A 14,248-nucleotide genomic window follows, 5' to 3' on the forward strand; every position below is an offset into this window, starting at 1 on the left:
GAGAACAATGGAAACCATCATCCTCTTTGCCCCTCTTGTCGGGTCGCTGATCTGTGGGTTCGGCTGGAAGTTCATAGGCGAGACGGCGGCCCTGTGGGTGGCGACCGGGCTGCTCTTCCTGGCCTGCCTACTGTCCTGGGTCGTGTTCTTTTCCTTTGACGGCGTGACGACGCAAATCCCGGTCCTGCGCTATATCGAAAGCGGCACGCTGGCGACCGAGTGGGCGATCCGGCTGGATCGACTGACGGCGATCATGCTGATCGTGGTGACCACGGTCTCTGCCCTCGTGCATCTTTACAGCTTTGGCTACATGGACAAGGATCCACAGTGGAAAGAGGGCGAAAGCTACAAGCCGCGCTTCTTTGCCTACCTGTCGTTCTTTACCTTCGCCATGCTGATGCTGGTGACATCCGACAACCTGGTGCAGATGTTCTTTGGCTGGGAAGGCGTGGGCGTTGCCTCATACCTGCTGATCGGTTTCTATTATCGCAAACCCTCGGCCAATGCCGCCGCGATCAAGGCCTTTGTGGTCAACCGGATTGGTGACTTTGGTTTTGCGTTGGGCATCTTTGCGCTGTTCTTTCTGGTCGACAGCATCAAGCTGGACGATATCTTTACAGCCGCGCCAACCCTCGCGGAAACGCAGCTCAGCTTCTTGTGGACCGAATGGAATGCCGCGAACCTGATCGGTGTGCTGCTGTTCATCGGGGCGATGGGCAAATCGGCGCAGTTGATCCTGCACACCTGGTTGCCGGACGCGATGGAAGGCCCGACGCCGGTATCCGCCCTGATCCATGCCGCGACCATGGTGACCGCCGGGGTGTTCCTCGTCTGCCGCATGTCGCCGCTGTTTGAATTTGCGCCCGAAGCGGCCGCATTCATCACCGTGCTGGGGGCCACGACCGCGTTCTTTGCTGCGACCGTGGGGCTGGTGCAGACCGACATCAAGCGCGTGATCGCCTATTCGACCTGTTCACAGTTGGGCTATATGTTCGTTGCCGCCGGTGTCGGCATGTATTCCGCCGCGATGTTCCACCTGCTCACGCATGCATTCTTCAAGGCGCTGTTGTTCCTTGGGGCGGGCTCGGTCATCAACGCGATGCACCACGAGCAGGACATGACCAACTACGGCAACCTGCGCAAAAAGATCCCCTATACCTATTGGGCGATGATGATCGGCACGCTGGCGATTACCGGTGTCGGCATTCCGCTGACGTCGATCGGGTTTGCCGGGTTCCTGTCCAAGGATGCGATCATCGAGAGCGCGTTTGCCGGTGGATCATCCTACGGGTTCTGGATGCTGGTGATTGCCGCCGCGATGACCAGTTTCTACAGCTGGCGGCTGATTTTCCTGACCTTCTTTGGCGAGGAACGCGGTGACAAGCATACGCATGAACACGCGCATGAAAGTCCGATGACCATGCTGATCCCGCTGGGCGTGCTCAGCTTTGGCGCGGTCTTCGCCGGAATGATCTGGTATGGCAGCTTCTTTGGTCACGCCGATCAGGTGGGCAAGTTCTATGGCATCCCGGTTGCCGAGGCATCGGCGCAAGGCGAAGACGGCGCGCATGGCGAGGCAGCCGACCACGGCACGGCAACCGAAGACTCCCATGCCGACGAAGGGCATGGCGCGGAAGGCGAGCATCACTACGCCTTTGTCGGAAAACCGGGCGAGGGCGCAATCTATTTCGGGCCTGACAACCATGTTCTGGACGACGCCCATGCGGCTCCGGTCTGGGTCAAGGTATCTCCGTTCGTTGCGATGGTTCTGGGTCTGGGCATCGCGATCTGGTTCTACATCGTCAATCCGTCCCTTCCGGCGCGTCTGGCCGAAAGCCAGCGCCCGCTCTACCTGTTCCTCAAGAACAAGTGGTACTTTGACGAGTTGTACGATGCGATCTTTGTCAAACCGGCGCTCGGGATCGGACGCCTGTTCTGGAAGCGCGGCGATGGCAATGTCATTGACGGCTTCCTTAATGGCGTGGCGTTGGGCATCATCCCGTTCTTCACCCGCCTTGCAGGGCGCGCGCAGTCCGGTTTCATCTTTACCTATGTCTTCTGGATGGTGCTTGGCATCGCGGCCCTCGTCACCTGGATGACGATCGGCGGAGGAGCACACTGATGGACAATATCCTTTCCATTGTCACCTTTGTCCCCGCCCTGGCGGCGTTGATCCTGGTGGTGTTCCTGCGCGGCAATGACGAGGCGGCGCAGCGCAATGCGAAATACGTAGCACTGTTCGCAACCAGCGTGACCTTCCTTGTCTCGCTCGGCATCTATTTCGAGTTCGATCCCTCCAACACGGGGTTCCAGTTCGTCGAACAGTCTGAATGGCTGCTGGGCCTGCAATACAAGATGGGCGTTGATGGTATCAGCGTTCTGTTCGTCATGCTGACCACGTTCATCATGCCGCTGACCATCCTGGCCAGTTGGAACGTGACGGAACGGGTCAAGGAATACATGGTCGCCTTCCTGCTGCTTGAAACGCTGATGCTTGGTGTGTTCGTGGCGCTCGATCTGGTGCTGTTCTACCTGTTCTTCGAGGCTGGCCTGATCCCGATGTTCCTGATCATCGGCATCTGGGGTGGCAAGGAACGCATCTATGCCAGCTTCAAGTTTTTCCTTTATACCTTCCTCGGCTCGGTGCTGATGCTGGTTGCGATGGTCGCCATGTTCGCGGATGCGGGGACCACGGATATCGAGGTGCTGCTGGCGCATGAGTTCGCCAGTGAGACCTTCAGCCTCATGGGGATGCAAGTTGTCGGCGGACTGCAGACGCTCCTGTTCCTGGCGTTCTTTGCGAGCTTTGCGGTCAAGATGCCGATGTGGCCGGTTCACACCTGGTTGCCGGACGCACACGTGCAGGCCCCGACGGCAGGGTCGGTCGTGCTGGCGGCGATCCTGCTCAAGATGGGCGGCTATGGGTTCCTGCGTTTCAGCCTGCCGATGTTCCCGGTCGGGGCGGATGTGATGGCGTCGGTGGTCCTGTGGATGAGTGCGATTGCCATTGTCTACACCTCGCTGGTGGCGCTGGTGCAGGAAGACATGAAAAAGCTGATCGCCTATTCCTCGGTGGCGCATATGGGCTTTGTCACCATGGGTATCTTTGCCGCCAACCAGCAGGGTATCGATGGTGCGATCTTCCAGATGCTCAGCCACGGGTTTATCTCGGCCGCGCTCTTCCTCTGTGTCGGGGTCATTTATGACCGGATGCACACCCGCGATATCGAGGCCTATGGCGGTCTGGTGATCCGGATGCCGGCCTATGCGCTGGTGTTCATGTTCTTTACCATGGGCAATGTGGGCCTGCCGGGCACGTCCGGGTTTGTTGGCGAATTCCTGACCATGATGGGGGCCTTTCAGGTCAACACCTGGGTGACAGCCGTTGCCGCCACCGGCGTGATCTTCAGCGCTGGCTATGCGCTGTGGTTGTATCGCCGCGTCGTGTTTGGCGACCTGATCAAGGAAAGCCTGCGCACCATTCAGGACATGTCCACCCGCGAACGCGTGATTTTTGCGCCGCTGGTGGCGATGACCCTGCTGTTGGGCGTCTATCCATCGCTCGTCACCGACATCATCGGGCCATCGACAACGGCACTGATTTCGACATATGACACTGCGCTGGCAGCGGCAGAGGCCGCCACCCAGCACGCATCGAATTGAGGGGGCCGGGCATATGATCCAGGCTGATCTGAGCGTAATCATTCCGGAAATCGTGCTGGCGGTCTTTGCCATGTTCGCCTTGCTCGGGGCTGCCTATACCGGCAAGGATCGGCTCGGGCCTGCTCTGGTCTGGGCGACTTCCGCCCTGATGCTGATCCTCGCATTTTTCATCGCGACCCGTGGCGGCGGAACCAACGTCGCGTTTGGCGGGATGTTCGTGGACGATGGATTTGCGCGATTTTCCAAGGTGATCATCCTGATTTCCGCAGCGGCGGTTCTGCTGATGAGCCAGGACTACATGGCGCGCCGGGGCCTGTTGCGGTTCGAGTATCCGCTCTTGGTGGCACTGGCTGCTGTCGGTATGATGATGATGGTCAGCGCGGGCGATCTGATGTCGCTCTACATGGGGTTGGAGCTGCAATCGCTGGCGCTCTACGTGGTTGCGGCCCTGCGACGTGACAGCGTGAAATCGACCGAGGCCGGTCTGAAGTACTTTGTCCTCGGCGCGCTGAGTTCCGGTCTGCTGCTCTATGGGGCATCGCTGGTCTATGGCTATGCCGGCACCACGCTGTTCTCAGGCATCATTCAGACCGCACAGCATGGCGAGGTTTCGCTGGGTCTGCTCTTTGGCCTGATCTTCGTGATCTCGGGCCTGGCCTTCAAGGTCAGCGCGGTTCCGTTCCACATGTGGACACCGGACGTCTACGAAGGCTCTCCGACACCGGTGACTGCGTTCTTTGCGACGGCGCCAAAGATGGCGGCGATGGGCCTCTTCGCGCGGGTTCTGCACGATGCGTTCGGACACGCGGTTGCGGACTGGCAGCAGGTGATTGCCCTGCTTGCGGTGCTCTCGATGTTCCTTGGTGCCGTGGCGGCGATCGGGCAGCGCGATATCAAACGGCTGATGGCCTATTCCTCGATCGCGCATATGGGATTTGCGCTGATGGGGCTGGCGGCAGGCACGGAATTCGGCGTGCAGGCGATGCTGATCTACATGGCGATCTATGTCACGATGAATATCGGCACCTTTGCGTTTATCCTGATGATGGAGAAAGACGGGCGCCCTGTCACCGACATCACGTCCCTCAACCTCTATGCCCGGCGAGAACCCGGGCGGGCGCTGGCGATGCTGGTCCTGCTGTTCTCGCTGGCCGGTGTGCCGCCGATGCTGGGCTTCTTTGGCAAGTTCTATGTGCTGCGCGCAGCCTATGATGGTGGTCTGGCCTGGCTGGCCGTTGCGGGTGTGATCGCATCGGTCATTGGTGCGTTCTATTATCTCCGGATCGTCTATTACATGTATTTCGGCGAAGAGGGTGATGAACTTGAGACCAATTCTTCGCCGGTGCTCTGGGGCTTTCTGATGGCATCGGCCGCAGTCACGCTGTTGGGCATCATCAACATGTTCGGCGTCGAAGGCGCAGCGGCCGCCGCGGCGGCAACGCTGCTCAACTGAACCTTGTCACTCGGCATCGAACCCCTTGCATTGCGGATGACGCTGAAATGATGCGGGCATGACCCAGTGGCCTGATGGCTATGGCAGACGTGTGCTGGACGAGGTGGATTCGACCCTGAACGAAGCGGCACGGATTGCACCCGGCCTGTCCGGTCCGGAATGGATCATGGCGCATCGGCAGACTTCGGCGCGCGGACGGCGGGGGCGACCCTGGTCCAATCCCAAGGGCAATCTCGCGGCCACTCTGGTGCTGTTCCCGCACGAACCCCCGGCGGTGGCGGCGCTCCGGTCCTTTGCCGCGTCGCTGGCCTTGTTTGATGCCTGTGTCGGGGTCTGTGGGCGCAGCGAAGGGTTTGCACTGAAATGGCCCAATGATGTTCTGCTGAATGGTGGCAAGCTGGCGGGCATATTGCTGGAGAGCACAGGGCAGGGTACGCAAATGGCGCATCTGGCGATCGGGATCGGGGTGAACCTGTCCGATGCGCCTTTGCCTGCGATGGTCGAGCCGGGCGCGGTGCCGCCGGTATCCCTTTTTTCGGCGACCGGTGCCGAGGTCGATCCCGAAACGTTCCTGACCTTCCTCGCTGCCGCCTATGCCCGCCATGAAACCACGTTCACGACCTATGGCTTTGAACCGATCCGCACCGCATGGCTGAATCGTGCGGCACGACTGGGCGAGGTGATCACCGCGCGGACCGGAAACAGAGAAACCACCGGCACCTTTCAGACGGTGGACGCGCAGGGCAACCTTGTCTTAAACACCAGCAAAGGCCGTGTGACCATCCCGGCGGCCGACGTCTATTTCTAGGAGAGACGCTCATGCTTCTGGCCATTGATTGCGGCAACACGAACACCGTCTTTTCCATATGGGACGGCGAACAGTTCCTGTGTACGCTGCGCACATCAACCCATCATGCACGCACGGCCGATGCCTATTTCACCTGGTATTCGACCCTGGTGAAACATTATGGGATCGAGGTGGACATCGACGAGGTCATCATTTCCTCCACCGTGCCACGCGTGGTGTACAATCTGCGGGTCTTTACCGATCGGTTCTTTGGCTGCCGGCCGATCGTCGTGGGCAAGCCGGACTGCCTGTTGCCAAACGAACCGCGCGTGGATCTGGGTACGCAGGTCGGTCCTGACCGTCTGGTCAATACCGCTGGTGCCTTTGATCGCCATGGTGGCGACCTGATCGTGGTGGATTTTGGCACAGCAACAACATTTGATGTTGTGGCCAAGGAAGGAGCCTATATTGGTGGCGTGATCGCGCCCGGCGTGAATCTGAGTCTCGAGGCGTTGCACATGGCTGCCGCCGCTTTGCCGCATGTGGATATCAGCAATCCGCAAAAGGTGATCGGTACCAATACCGTGGGCTGTATGCAGTCGGGCATCTTCTGGGGCTATGTCGGATTGGTCCGCGAGATCTGTACCCGCGTCAAGGCCGAGCGGGACCGCGACATGCGGGTGATTGCAACCGGTGGGCTGGCACCTCTGTTTCAGCAGAGCGCGGAGCTGTTTGACGTGATGGAAGATGACCTGACAATGCACGGTCTTACCGTGATCCATCAATTTAACAAGGACAACGGGTAATCGAATGACAAGCAAGAGACTGATTTATCTGCCGCTTGGCGGAGCAGGCGAAATTGGCATGAACGCCTATCTTTACGGATACGGCGCGCCGGACAAGGAACGCTTTATCCTTGTTGATCTGGGGGTTACCTTTCCTGACATGGATGGGTCGCCCGGTGTCGATCTGATCCTGCCCGACATCACATGGCTGAAAGAGCGGGCCGACAGGCTGGATGCGATTTTCGTCACCCATGCGCACGAAGATCATGTGGGCGCGGTGTCGCATTTCTACAGCGATCTTGGCGCGCCGGTCTATGCACGGGTCTTTACCGCCAATATCGCCCGGCGCAAGATGTCGGAGCGTGGCCATCCCGAGGATGCAGTACAGACAGTTTCGGCCTGGCCCGAGCAGGTGACGGCGGGACCATTCAAGGTCGGCTTCCTGCCGATTTCGCATTCCATCCCCGAAAGCGCCGCGCTGGTCATCGATACGCCCGACGGGCGCGTGATCCACAGTGGCGACTTCAAGCTCGACCCGACCCCGGTCGTCGGCGAAGCGTTTGACCCGGACCTGTGGGCCGAAGTCTGCAAGGGCAGCGTGCGGGCATTGGTATGTGATTCCACCAACGTGTTCTCGCCTGATCCGGGACGATCCGAACTTGGTCTTGGCCCGGCGATCGAAGAACTGGTCCTTGGTGCCAAGGGCATGGTGGTCGCCACGACATTCGCCAGCAACGTGGCACGGGTCAAAACCCTGGCCGAGGCGGGGCAACGCGCGGGGCGCTCTATCGTGCTCCTGGGGCGCGCCATGGAGCGGATGGTCGAGGCCGCCAGGGAAACCGGCGTTCTTCACGGGTTTCCGAACACCATCAGCGATGAGGCCGCGCGCGATGTGCCGCGCGAGAACCTGATGTTGCTGGTCACCGGCAGCCAGGGCGAGCGCCGCGCGGCCAGCGCGCAACTCGCACGTGGCAAATATCGCGGGATCGAGATGAAAGAGGGCGACATGTTCCTGTTTTCATCCAAGACGATCCCCGGAAACGAGCGCGGCGTGATTCGCGTGATGAACCAGTTCAGCGAAATGGGCGTTGATGTTGTCGATGACAGCAACGGAAAATACCACGTCTCGGGTCACGCAAACCGGCCTGATATCGAACAGCTTCACGACATCGTCCGCCCGCAGATGGTGATCCCGATGCACGGCGAACACCGCCATCTGCGCGAACATGCAAAGCTGGCGATTGCGCGGGGCTATCAGGGTGCGGTCGTGGTCAACGGGATGATGATGGACCTGTCCGGCAACGCACCGAGCGTTGCGGAATACATCGAAACCGGTCGAACCTATCTGGATGGCTCGGTCAAGATCGGCGCGATGGACGGGGTTGTGCGCGACCGCATCCGTATGGCGCTGAACGGGCATATCACCGTGACGGTCATTCTGGATGAAAAGGATGAACCGCTTGGCGAGCCCTGGTGTGACACCAGCGGATTGGCGGAAACCGGGCGTTCAAACGCGTTGCTGGTCGAGGTCCTGGAAGAAGATCTGAGCCAGTATCTGGGCCGTGCCGGGAACAAGACCCTGCGCGACGACGACAAGCTGGAAGAGGCCCTGCGACGCACGGCGCGTCAGACCGCGCAGGCCGAGATCGGCAAGAAACCGGAAGTGACGGTGGTGATCAGCCGGATGCGGTAACCCGCTCCGGCCTTGCCAGCCCGCAAACCAGAGGTCGGGCGGGTGTTAACCGGCCCGACGCTCTTCAAAGCTCAGCGCGATAAAGCTGGGCAGATGATCGCCCATTCCAACAACCTTGTTGCCCCCGGAATCGCGGTTGGATGACCGGCCGCGAGACGAAGACCGATATTCGTTTTTCGGCTTCTCTTTGATACTCGCTTCTGCGGGTGCCCGTTCCGGTTCCGGCTTCTTGGGCGTCCGGCTGCGCCGCTCGGGTTTGGCAACCGCCTCTTCCTTGACCGGCTCCGGCTCGGCCTTCGGTGGCGCGGATTTCAGCGGATTGTCACGGCGCGGTATCTCGCGCTGAACCAACCGCTCGATATCGGCGAGATTCTTTTCGTCCCGCGGCACGCAAATCATCATCGTTGTGCCATCACGCCCGGCGCGTCCGGTGCGACCGATCCGGTGCACATAGTCCTCGGCATGACCCGGAACGTCAAAGTTGAACACATGGCTGACCGCAGGCACATCCAGTCCGCGTGCCGCCACATCGGAGGCCACCAGAAAACGCAGCGATCCATCGCGAAAGCCGTCCAATGTGCGGGTCCTCTGGCTTTGATCCAGGTCGCCGTGGATCGGGGCCGCGTCATAGCCGTATTTCTTCAGCGACTTGGAGACGATGTCCACATCGGTCTTGCGGTTGCAGAAGATGATTGCGTTGGTGCATTTTTCGCCCTCGGCATCGATCAGGGCGCGCAGCACGTTGCGTTTTTCGCTGGCCTCACGATCCTTGCGGCTGCCTTTGAACATCACCACTGATTGCGTGATATTCTCGCCGGTGGTGGCCTGCCGTGCAACTTCGATCCGTGTCGGGGCCGACAGGAACGTGTTGGTGATCCGTTCGATCTCGGGCGCCATCGTGGCCGAAAAGAACAGGGTCTGCCGGGTGAACGGCGTCAGCGAAAAAATGCGTTCGATATCCGGGATGAATCCCATGTCGAGCATCCGGTCGGCCTCGTCCACCACCATGATCTGCACGCCGGTCAAGAGCAGCTTGCCGCGTTCAAAATGGTCCAGGAGGCGGCCCGGCGTTGCAATCAGAACATCGACACCCTTGTCGATGAGTTTGTCTTGCTCGCCAAAGCTGACGCCGCCGATCAACAGGGCCTTGGTCAGCTTGACGTGCTTGGAATATGTGTCAAAGTTCTCGGCCACCTGCGCGGCCAGTTCCCGCGTCGGGCACAGCACAAGACTGCGCGGCATTCGGGCGCGGGCACGGCCACGCGCCAGAAGGGTGATCATCGGCAGCACAAAGCCTGCGGTCTTGCCGGTGCCGGTCTGGGCAATGCCCAGAACGTCCTTGCCTTCGAGGGCAGGGGGAATGGCGCCTTCCTGAATCGGGGTGGGGGATTCGTACCCTGCCTCTTCAATGGCCTTGAGTACTTTTGGATTCAGGTTCAGTTCAGAAAATTTTGTCATTTGTGTCCGTGTGTTGCGGACACTCATTTGGCCCGCCGTCATGTCAGAGCCGGACCACATCGGTCCTGCGCTTGTGCGCATGTTGGCTCGTCTGCGTGCATTAACAAAAAGGGACGCAGCGGTCAAACGGACCTGCCATAATCGCGTGCTATTTTCCGATTGTTTCCGCTTTGACGCATTGTCAGCTAAAATCGGGAAATTGTTTCCGTCGTGATCGCGCCAATTGCAGATCGCAGCGGTACAAGAGCCCTTCGTCCTGCAGGCGCTGGCGATGGTCAGGCGTATCGGCAAAAAGTTCGTCGTAGAATCTGCGCAGACCATCCGCGCCGTTTCTCTGATCAATCGACATGAGCAATGCGTGAAGTGTCACGCCCTTGTCGGTGGCCGGGCGCATGGGGGCGAGATCGGCGCGGTACGACCCACGTTCCAGCCTGAACCGATAGGCGGCGATGAACGCGTCCCAGTTCTGCGCATGACAGTGGCACAGGGTGATCTGATCCAGCGACCGCTCGCCGGGGTTCTTGATTTCTCCCTGAAACACATTGTGGATGCGAAGGGTCACATCCGAGAGGCCGGTTCTGACAAAGAGTTTGCCTTCGACATGGCTTAGAAATCCGCCGTCGAGATATCGCCCGTAGGTTGGATACAGCCGCTCGACACAGGCAGCACGCTCGGCCCGTGTCCGATGGGTCAGCTTGAATGCCGAACCGTCCCCGGCAAGCGCCTCGGCCGGATAGAGCCGGGCGCAATGGGACTTGTCAGGCAGGGCTGCCAGTTGGTCGATGATCGGTGCGTCCGAACACAGGAACTCGTCCACGTCGATATGTGCGAGCCAATCCACCTCGGCCCGACCATAGGCATGGGTGGCGTTGGATGATTGCCGGACCTGATGCTTTTTTGGCCGTCTGGGGTGCTTTGACCAATAGGCGTCGTCACAGGTCGTCACCCGCACCTTTGGGTGGGACTTGAGCAATGCAAACGTGGCCGGGTCGGGCTCGTCCAGATAGACATAGATCCGGTGTGCGCCCAACTCGAGGTGATGCGCGACGAAGTTCAGCGTTGCCGTGGTCGGGGCCTTGATTGTCGCAACGAGTCCCCACTGCATCAGGTCTTGTCCTGAAACTGCTGGCGCATCTTGCTCAGGCGGCGAAAGATGTTTGCCGGATCGCGGTTCAGTTCCTGCATCAGATGATCTGCCAATGGCGCGATCACCGGATCGGTCAAGGCCAATTCCCAGACCGGGGCGAGGATGTTGACATCGAGCCCACCCTTGCGGATCGAGAAATCCTCCATCTCAAGAGGCAGGGCGGTATGCACCCGGCGTCTGACCGAATGGGGCTGATCGGGGGGCAGTCCGCTGAAGAGCCGTTCGAACTCGTAGAGTTTCATCATCGAGAACAGCATCCGCAGGGCCTGACCGACCTGCCGCTGCAAATCCGATCCGCCATGATCGGCAAAGGTAATGACAGACGACACCTTCCAGCGCAGATCAAGCTGATCGATCAGGTGAACATGCTGTTCACGCCAAATCCGCTGAAACAGAGCGGGGACATGGTCGGGCGCGCTGTGTTTCCGCAGGTTCGAGATGAGCAGCGCGTTGAGCAGGGCGAGCTGTGACTTGCCGGGAAACTCGCTGGCGATCCGGGCCCGTTTACGAGCCCACCGTGTTGGCGTCTGAACAATCAGGTCGTCCTCGGTAACGATCTGACCCGCTAGCGCGGCAAGGTCGGTGTCGAGCGGTGGCAGGGCCACGGCGGCGGGGTTGTAGGGCCTGCGGCGGGTATTGTACCGCTCGAGCATGCCCGCAAGGCCACCGTCATAGGTCGGGTCGCGTTGATCCATACCTTTGCTTACACCGGGGGTGGTGCGGTGAAAATCCCCATCGGTTCAGACCATCATTTCCTTGGTCGCGGTCAGGTGAACGTCGGGATAATCCCGCTCGATCCGGTCGATGTCCCATTGCAGGCGCGTCAGGTACACGATGTCGCCATCATGGTCATGCGCGATGTGCTGCTTGTTGGCATTCACAAACTTATCAACGGCTTGCCTGTCACCACTCACCCAGCGGGCCGAGGTGAACTGCGACGCGTCAAACCGCACCGGCAGCCCGTATTCAAGCTCGATCCGGCTGGCCAGAACCTCAAATTGCAGCGCGCCGACAACGCCGACGACAAAACCCGATCCAACTGCCGGTTTGAATACCTTGGCGGCCCCTTCTTCGGCAAACTGCATCAACGCCTTTTCCAGGTGCTTGGCCTTCATCGGATCGCCCGCGCGCACCCCTTGCAACAGTTCGGGCGCAAAGGACGGGATACCCGACACCCGCAGCGCTTCGCCCTCGGTCAGCGTATCGCCGATGCGCAGCTGGCCGTGGTTCGGTATGCCGATGATATCCCCGGCCCAGGCTTCCTCCGCGAGTTCGCGGTCGGAGGCGAGAAACAGCACCGGGTTGGTGATCGCCATCGGCTTTTTCGATCGCACATGGGTCAGCTTCATGCCGCGTTTGAAATGACCCGACGCCATTCGCACAAAGGCGACACGGTCGCGATGCTTTGGGTCCATATTGGCCTGCACCTTGAAGACAAAGCCCGAAACCTTGGTTTCTTCGGGCGAAATCTGGCGGGGCTGGGCAGATTGAATCTGAGGTTCAGGGCCATAGGTGCCGATGCCGTCCATCAGTTCCCTGACCCCGAACGAGTTGATCGCCGAGCCGAACCAGATCGGCGTCATGTGGCCTTCCAAGACCGCCTGCGGGTCGAGTTTCGGCAACAATTCGCGGGCCATCTCGAGCTCTTCGCGCAATTGTTCCAGAAGCTGGGCAGGCACATGTTCAGCGAGCGCAGGATCATCAAGCCCATTGATCTCAATGCTCTCCGCGACCTTGTTTCGATCGGCCCGGTCCATCAGTTCCAACCGGTCGCGCAGGATGTCGTAGCAGCCGACAAAATCGCGCCCTTGCCCGATGGGCCAGCTGGCAGGGGTCACGTCGATGGCGAGGTTTTCCTGAATTTCGTCTATGATCTCAAAGACATCCCGACTTTCCCGGTCCATCTTGTTGCAGAAGGTCAGGATCGGCAGGTCGCGCAGGCGGCAGACCTCGAAGAGCTTTCGGGTCTGGCTCTCGACACCTTTGGCCCCGTCAATCACCATCACCGCCGCATCGACGGCAGTGAGTGTGCGATAGGTGTCTTCGGAGAAATCCGAGTGGCCGGGCGTGTCGACCAGATTGAAGCGGAAGGTGTTGTAGTCAAACGACATGGCCGAGGCCGAGACCGAGATGCCACGGTCCTTTTCCATCTGCATGAAGTCCGATCGGGTCCGCCGTGCCTCGCCCTTTGCCCTGACCTGACCGGCCATCTGAATTGCACCACCGTAAAGCAGGAACTTTTCAGTCAGCGTCGTCTTGCCCGCATCGGGATGCGAGATGATCGCAAAGGTGCGGCGACGCGCGATTTCGGGCGGCAATTCGGGGCGATTTGAAGCGGTGTCCAGCATGAGGCGCGTATAGGTAAGGAACGCACCAAGCGCAAGAAAATCGACGGCCGCCTTTGCGCGCTTGCGGCATTCGCTGGCATTGCTGACAATAGCGGTGCTATGCGAGGGACAGAAAACAATCGGGAGGTCAGACATGGATTTGGGAATCGCAGGCAAGCGGGCACTGGTTTGTGCAAGCAGCAAGGGGCTGGGGCTGGGCTGCGCCGAGGCGCTGGCCGAGGCTGGTGTCGACCTCGTGATGAACGCGCGCGGCGCCGAGGCGCTGGAAGCTTCCGCGCAAGTGATCCGGGATGCCCACGGGGTCGAGGTCGTTACCGTGGCCGGCGATGTATCAACCGCAGAGGGGCAGGCCCGCGTGATCGAGGCCGCCACAGGTGTGGACATTCTGGTCAACAACGCGGGCGGGCCGCCTCCGGGGCTCTGGTCTGACTGGGACCGGGATGATTTCATCAAGGCGCTGGATGCCAACATGCTGGCGCCGATTGCCTTGATGAAGGCATTGATGCCGGGGATGATCAACCGGGGTTGGGGCCGGGTGATCAACATCACCAGCCAGTCGGTGCGCGCCCCGATCGCAGTGCTGGGCCTGTCCAATTCCGCCCGCACCGGATTGACCGGCTATGTCGCGGGAACCGCGCGGCAGGTGGCCGGGAGCGGTGTGAACATCAACAACCTGTTGCCCGGCATTCACGCGACTGATCGCGCTGTCTCTCTGGATGGCGGCGTTGCCAAGGCACAGGGTTTGTCACTCGAAGACGCACAGGCGCAGAGAGCGGCGACGATCCCCGCGGGCCGGTATGGCACGCGGCAGGAATTCGGCGCAGCCTGTGCCTTTCTGTGCAGCCAGCACGCCGGATTCATCGTGGGTCAGAACATCCTGCTCGATGGCGGCGCAACCAATCTGACCATGTGAG

11 protein-coding genes are annotated in these 14,248 nt (G+C 60.2%); 7 read left to right on the forward strand and 4 right to left on the reverse strand.

Going from position 1 to position 14,248, the window contains the following annotated elements; translation table 11 throughout:
- Positions 1-7 precede the first annotated feature (7 nt).
- From nuoL to QO231_RS02270, 6 genes are read left to right on the forward strand one after another with little or no spacing between them, the layout of a single operon-like run.
- Positions 8-2,122 (forward strand): NADH-quinone oxidoreductase subunit L, encoded by a 2,115-nt coding sequence (nuoL, locus tag QO231_RS02245; RefSeq protein ID WP_316772803.1) that lies wholly within the window; start codon positions 8-10, stop codon positions 2,120-2,122.
- Complete coding sequence (locus QO231_RS02250) at positions 2,122-3,663, forward strand: NADH-quinone oxidoreductase subunit M (RefSeq protein WP_316772805.1); 1,542 nt, start codon at positions 2,122-2,124, stop codon at positions 3,661-3,663. The genes nuoL and QO231_RS02250 overlap by 1 nt, the downstream gene beginning before the upstream one ends.
- 13 nt (positions 3,664-3,676) lie before the next feature.
- Complete coding sequence (gene nuoN / locus QO231_RS02255; RefSeq protein WP_316772806.1) at positions 3,677-5,116, forward strand: NADH-quinone oxidoreductase subunit NuoN; 1,440 nt, start codon at positions 3,677-3,679, stop codon at positions 5,114-5,116.
- A 58-nt stretch (positions 5,117-5,174) separates the two neighbouring features.
- Complete coding sequence (locus QO231_RS02260) at positions 5,175-5,924, forward strand: biotin--[acetyl-CoA-carboxylase] ligase (protein WP_316772807.1); 750 nt, start codon at positions 5,175-5,177, stop codon at positions 5,922-5,924.
- An 11-nt stretch (positions 5,925-5,935) separates the two neighbouring features.
- Positions 5,936-6,709: a type III pantothenate kinase gene (locus tag QO231_RS02265; RefSeq protein ID WP_316772808.1), complete on the forward strand. Its 774-nt coding sequence runs from the start codon at positions 5,936-5,938 to the stop codon at positions 6,707-6,709.
- A gap of 4 nt (positions 6,710-6,713) precedes the next feature.
- Complete coding sequence (locus QO231_RS02270) at positions 6,714-8,381, forward strand: ribonuclease J (RefSeq protein WP_316772810.1); 1,668 nt, start codon at positions 6,714-6,716, stop codon at positions 8,379-8,381.
- Between the two features lie 45 nt (positions 8,382-8,426).
- Here the strand turns inward: QO231_RS02270 and QO231_RS02275 are convergent, their stop codons facing one another.
- From QO231_RS02275 to QO231_RS02290, 4 genes are all read right to left on the reverse strand, one after another.
- Complete coding sequence (locus tag QO231_RS02275; protein WP_316772813.1) at positions 8,427-9,839, reverse strand: DEAD/DEAH box helicase; 1,413 nt, start codon at positions 9,837-9,839, stop codon at positions 8,427-8,429.
- A gap of 181 nt (positions 9,840-10,020) precedes the next feature.
- Positions 10,021-10,944: a glycosyltransferase family 2 protein gene (locus QO231_RS02280; protein WP_316772816.1), complete on the reverse strand. Its 924-nt coding sequence runs from the start codon at positions 10,942-10,944 to the stop codon at positions 10,021-10,023.
- Entirely contained in the window at positions 10,944-11,681 is a 738-nt protein-coding gene (locus QO231_RS02285; RefSeq protein ID WP_316772818.1) for a hypothetical protein, read from the reverse strand. The genes QO231_RS02280 and QO231_RS02285 overlap by 1 nt, the downstream gene beginning before the upstream one ends.
- 45 nt (positions 11,682-11,726) lie before the next feature.
- A complete protein-coding gene (locus QO231_RS02290; protein ID WP_316773075.1) occupies positions 11,727-13,334 on the reverse strand; it encodes a peptide chain release factor 3 in 1,608 nt (535 codons plus the stop codon).
- Positions 13,335-13,467: 133 nt separating this feature from the next.
- Here QO231_RS02290 and QO231_RS02295 point away from each other — a divergent pair, with 133 nt between their 5' ends.
- Positions 13,468-14,247, forward strand: a complete 780-nt coding sequence (locus QO231_RS02295) for an SDR family oxidoreductase (RefSeq protein ID WP_316772820.1) — start codon at positions 13,468-13,470, stop codon at positions 14,245-14,247.
- Position 14,248 lies beyond the last annotated feature (1 nt).

The sequence above is a fragment of the Sedimentitalea todarodis genome, assembly GCF_032595355.1.
Lineage (GTDB): Bacteria > Pseudomonadota > Alphaproteobacteria > Rhodobacterales > Rhodobacteraceae > Sedimentitalea > Sedimentitalea todarodis.

Coding starts and splice junctions, on each gene's coding strand:
- QO231_RS02280 (WP_316772816.1), bottom strand. CDS start 10,944: ATGCAGTGGGGACTCGTTGCGACAATCAAGGCCCCGACCACGGCAACG.
- QO231_RS02270 (WP_316772810.1), top strand. CDS start 6,714: ATGACAAGCAAGAGACTGATTTATCTGCCGCTTGGCGGAGCAGGCGAA.
- QO231_RS02290 (WP_316773075.1), bottom strand. CDS start 13,334: ATGCTGGACACCGCTTCAAATCGCCCCGAATTGCCGCCCGAAATCGCG.
- nuoN (WP_316772806.1), top strand. CDS start 3,677: ATGATCCAGGCTGATCTGAGCGTAATCATTCCGGAAATCGTGCTGGCG.
- QO231_RS02260 (WP_316772807.1), top strand. CDS start 5,175: ATGACCCAGTGGCCTGATGGCTATGGCAGACGTGTGCTGGACGAGGTG.
- nuoL (WP_316772803.1), top strand. CDS start 8: ATGGAAACCATCATCCTCTTTGCCCCTCTTGTCGGGTCGCTGATCTGT.
- QO231_RS02295 (WP_316772820.1), top strand. CDS start 13,468: ATGGATTTGGGAATCGCAGGCAAGCGGGCACTGGTTTGTGCAAGCAGC.
- QO231_RS02285 (WP_316772818.1), bottom strand. CDS start 11,681: ATGGATCAACGCGACCCGACCTATGACGGTGGCCTTGCGGGCATGCTC.
- QO231_RS02250 (WP_316772805.1), top strand. CDS start 2,122: ATGGACAATATCCTTTCCATTGTCACCTTTGTCCCCGCCCTGGCGGCG.
- QO231_RS02265 (WP_316772808.1), top strand. CDS start 5,936: ATGCTTCTGGCCATTGATTGCGGCAACACGAACACCGTCTTTTCCATA.
- QO231_RS02275 (WP_316772813.1), bottom strand. CDS start 9,839: ATGACAAAATTTTCTGAACTGAACCTGAATCCAAAAGTACTCAAGGCC.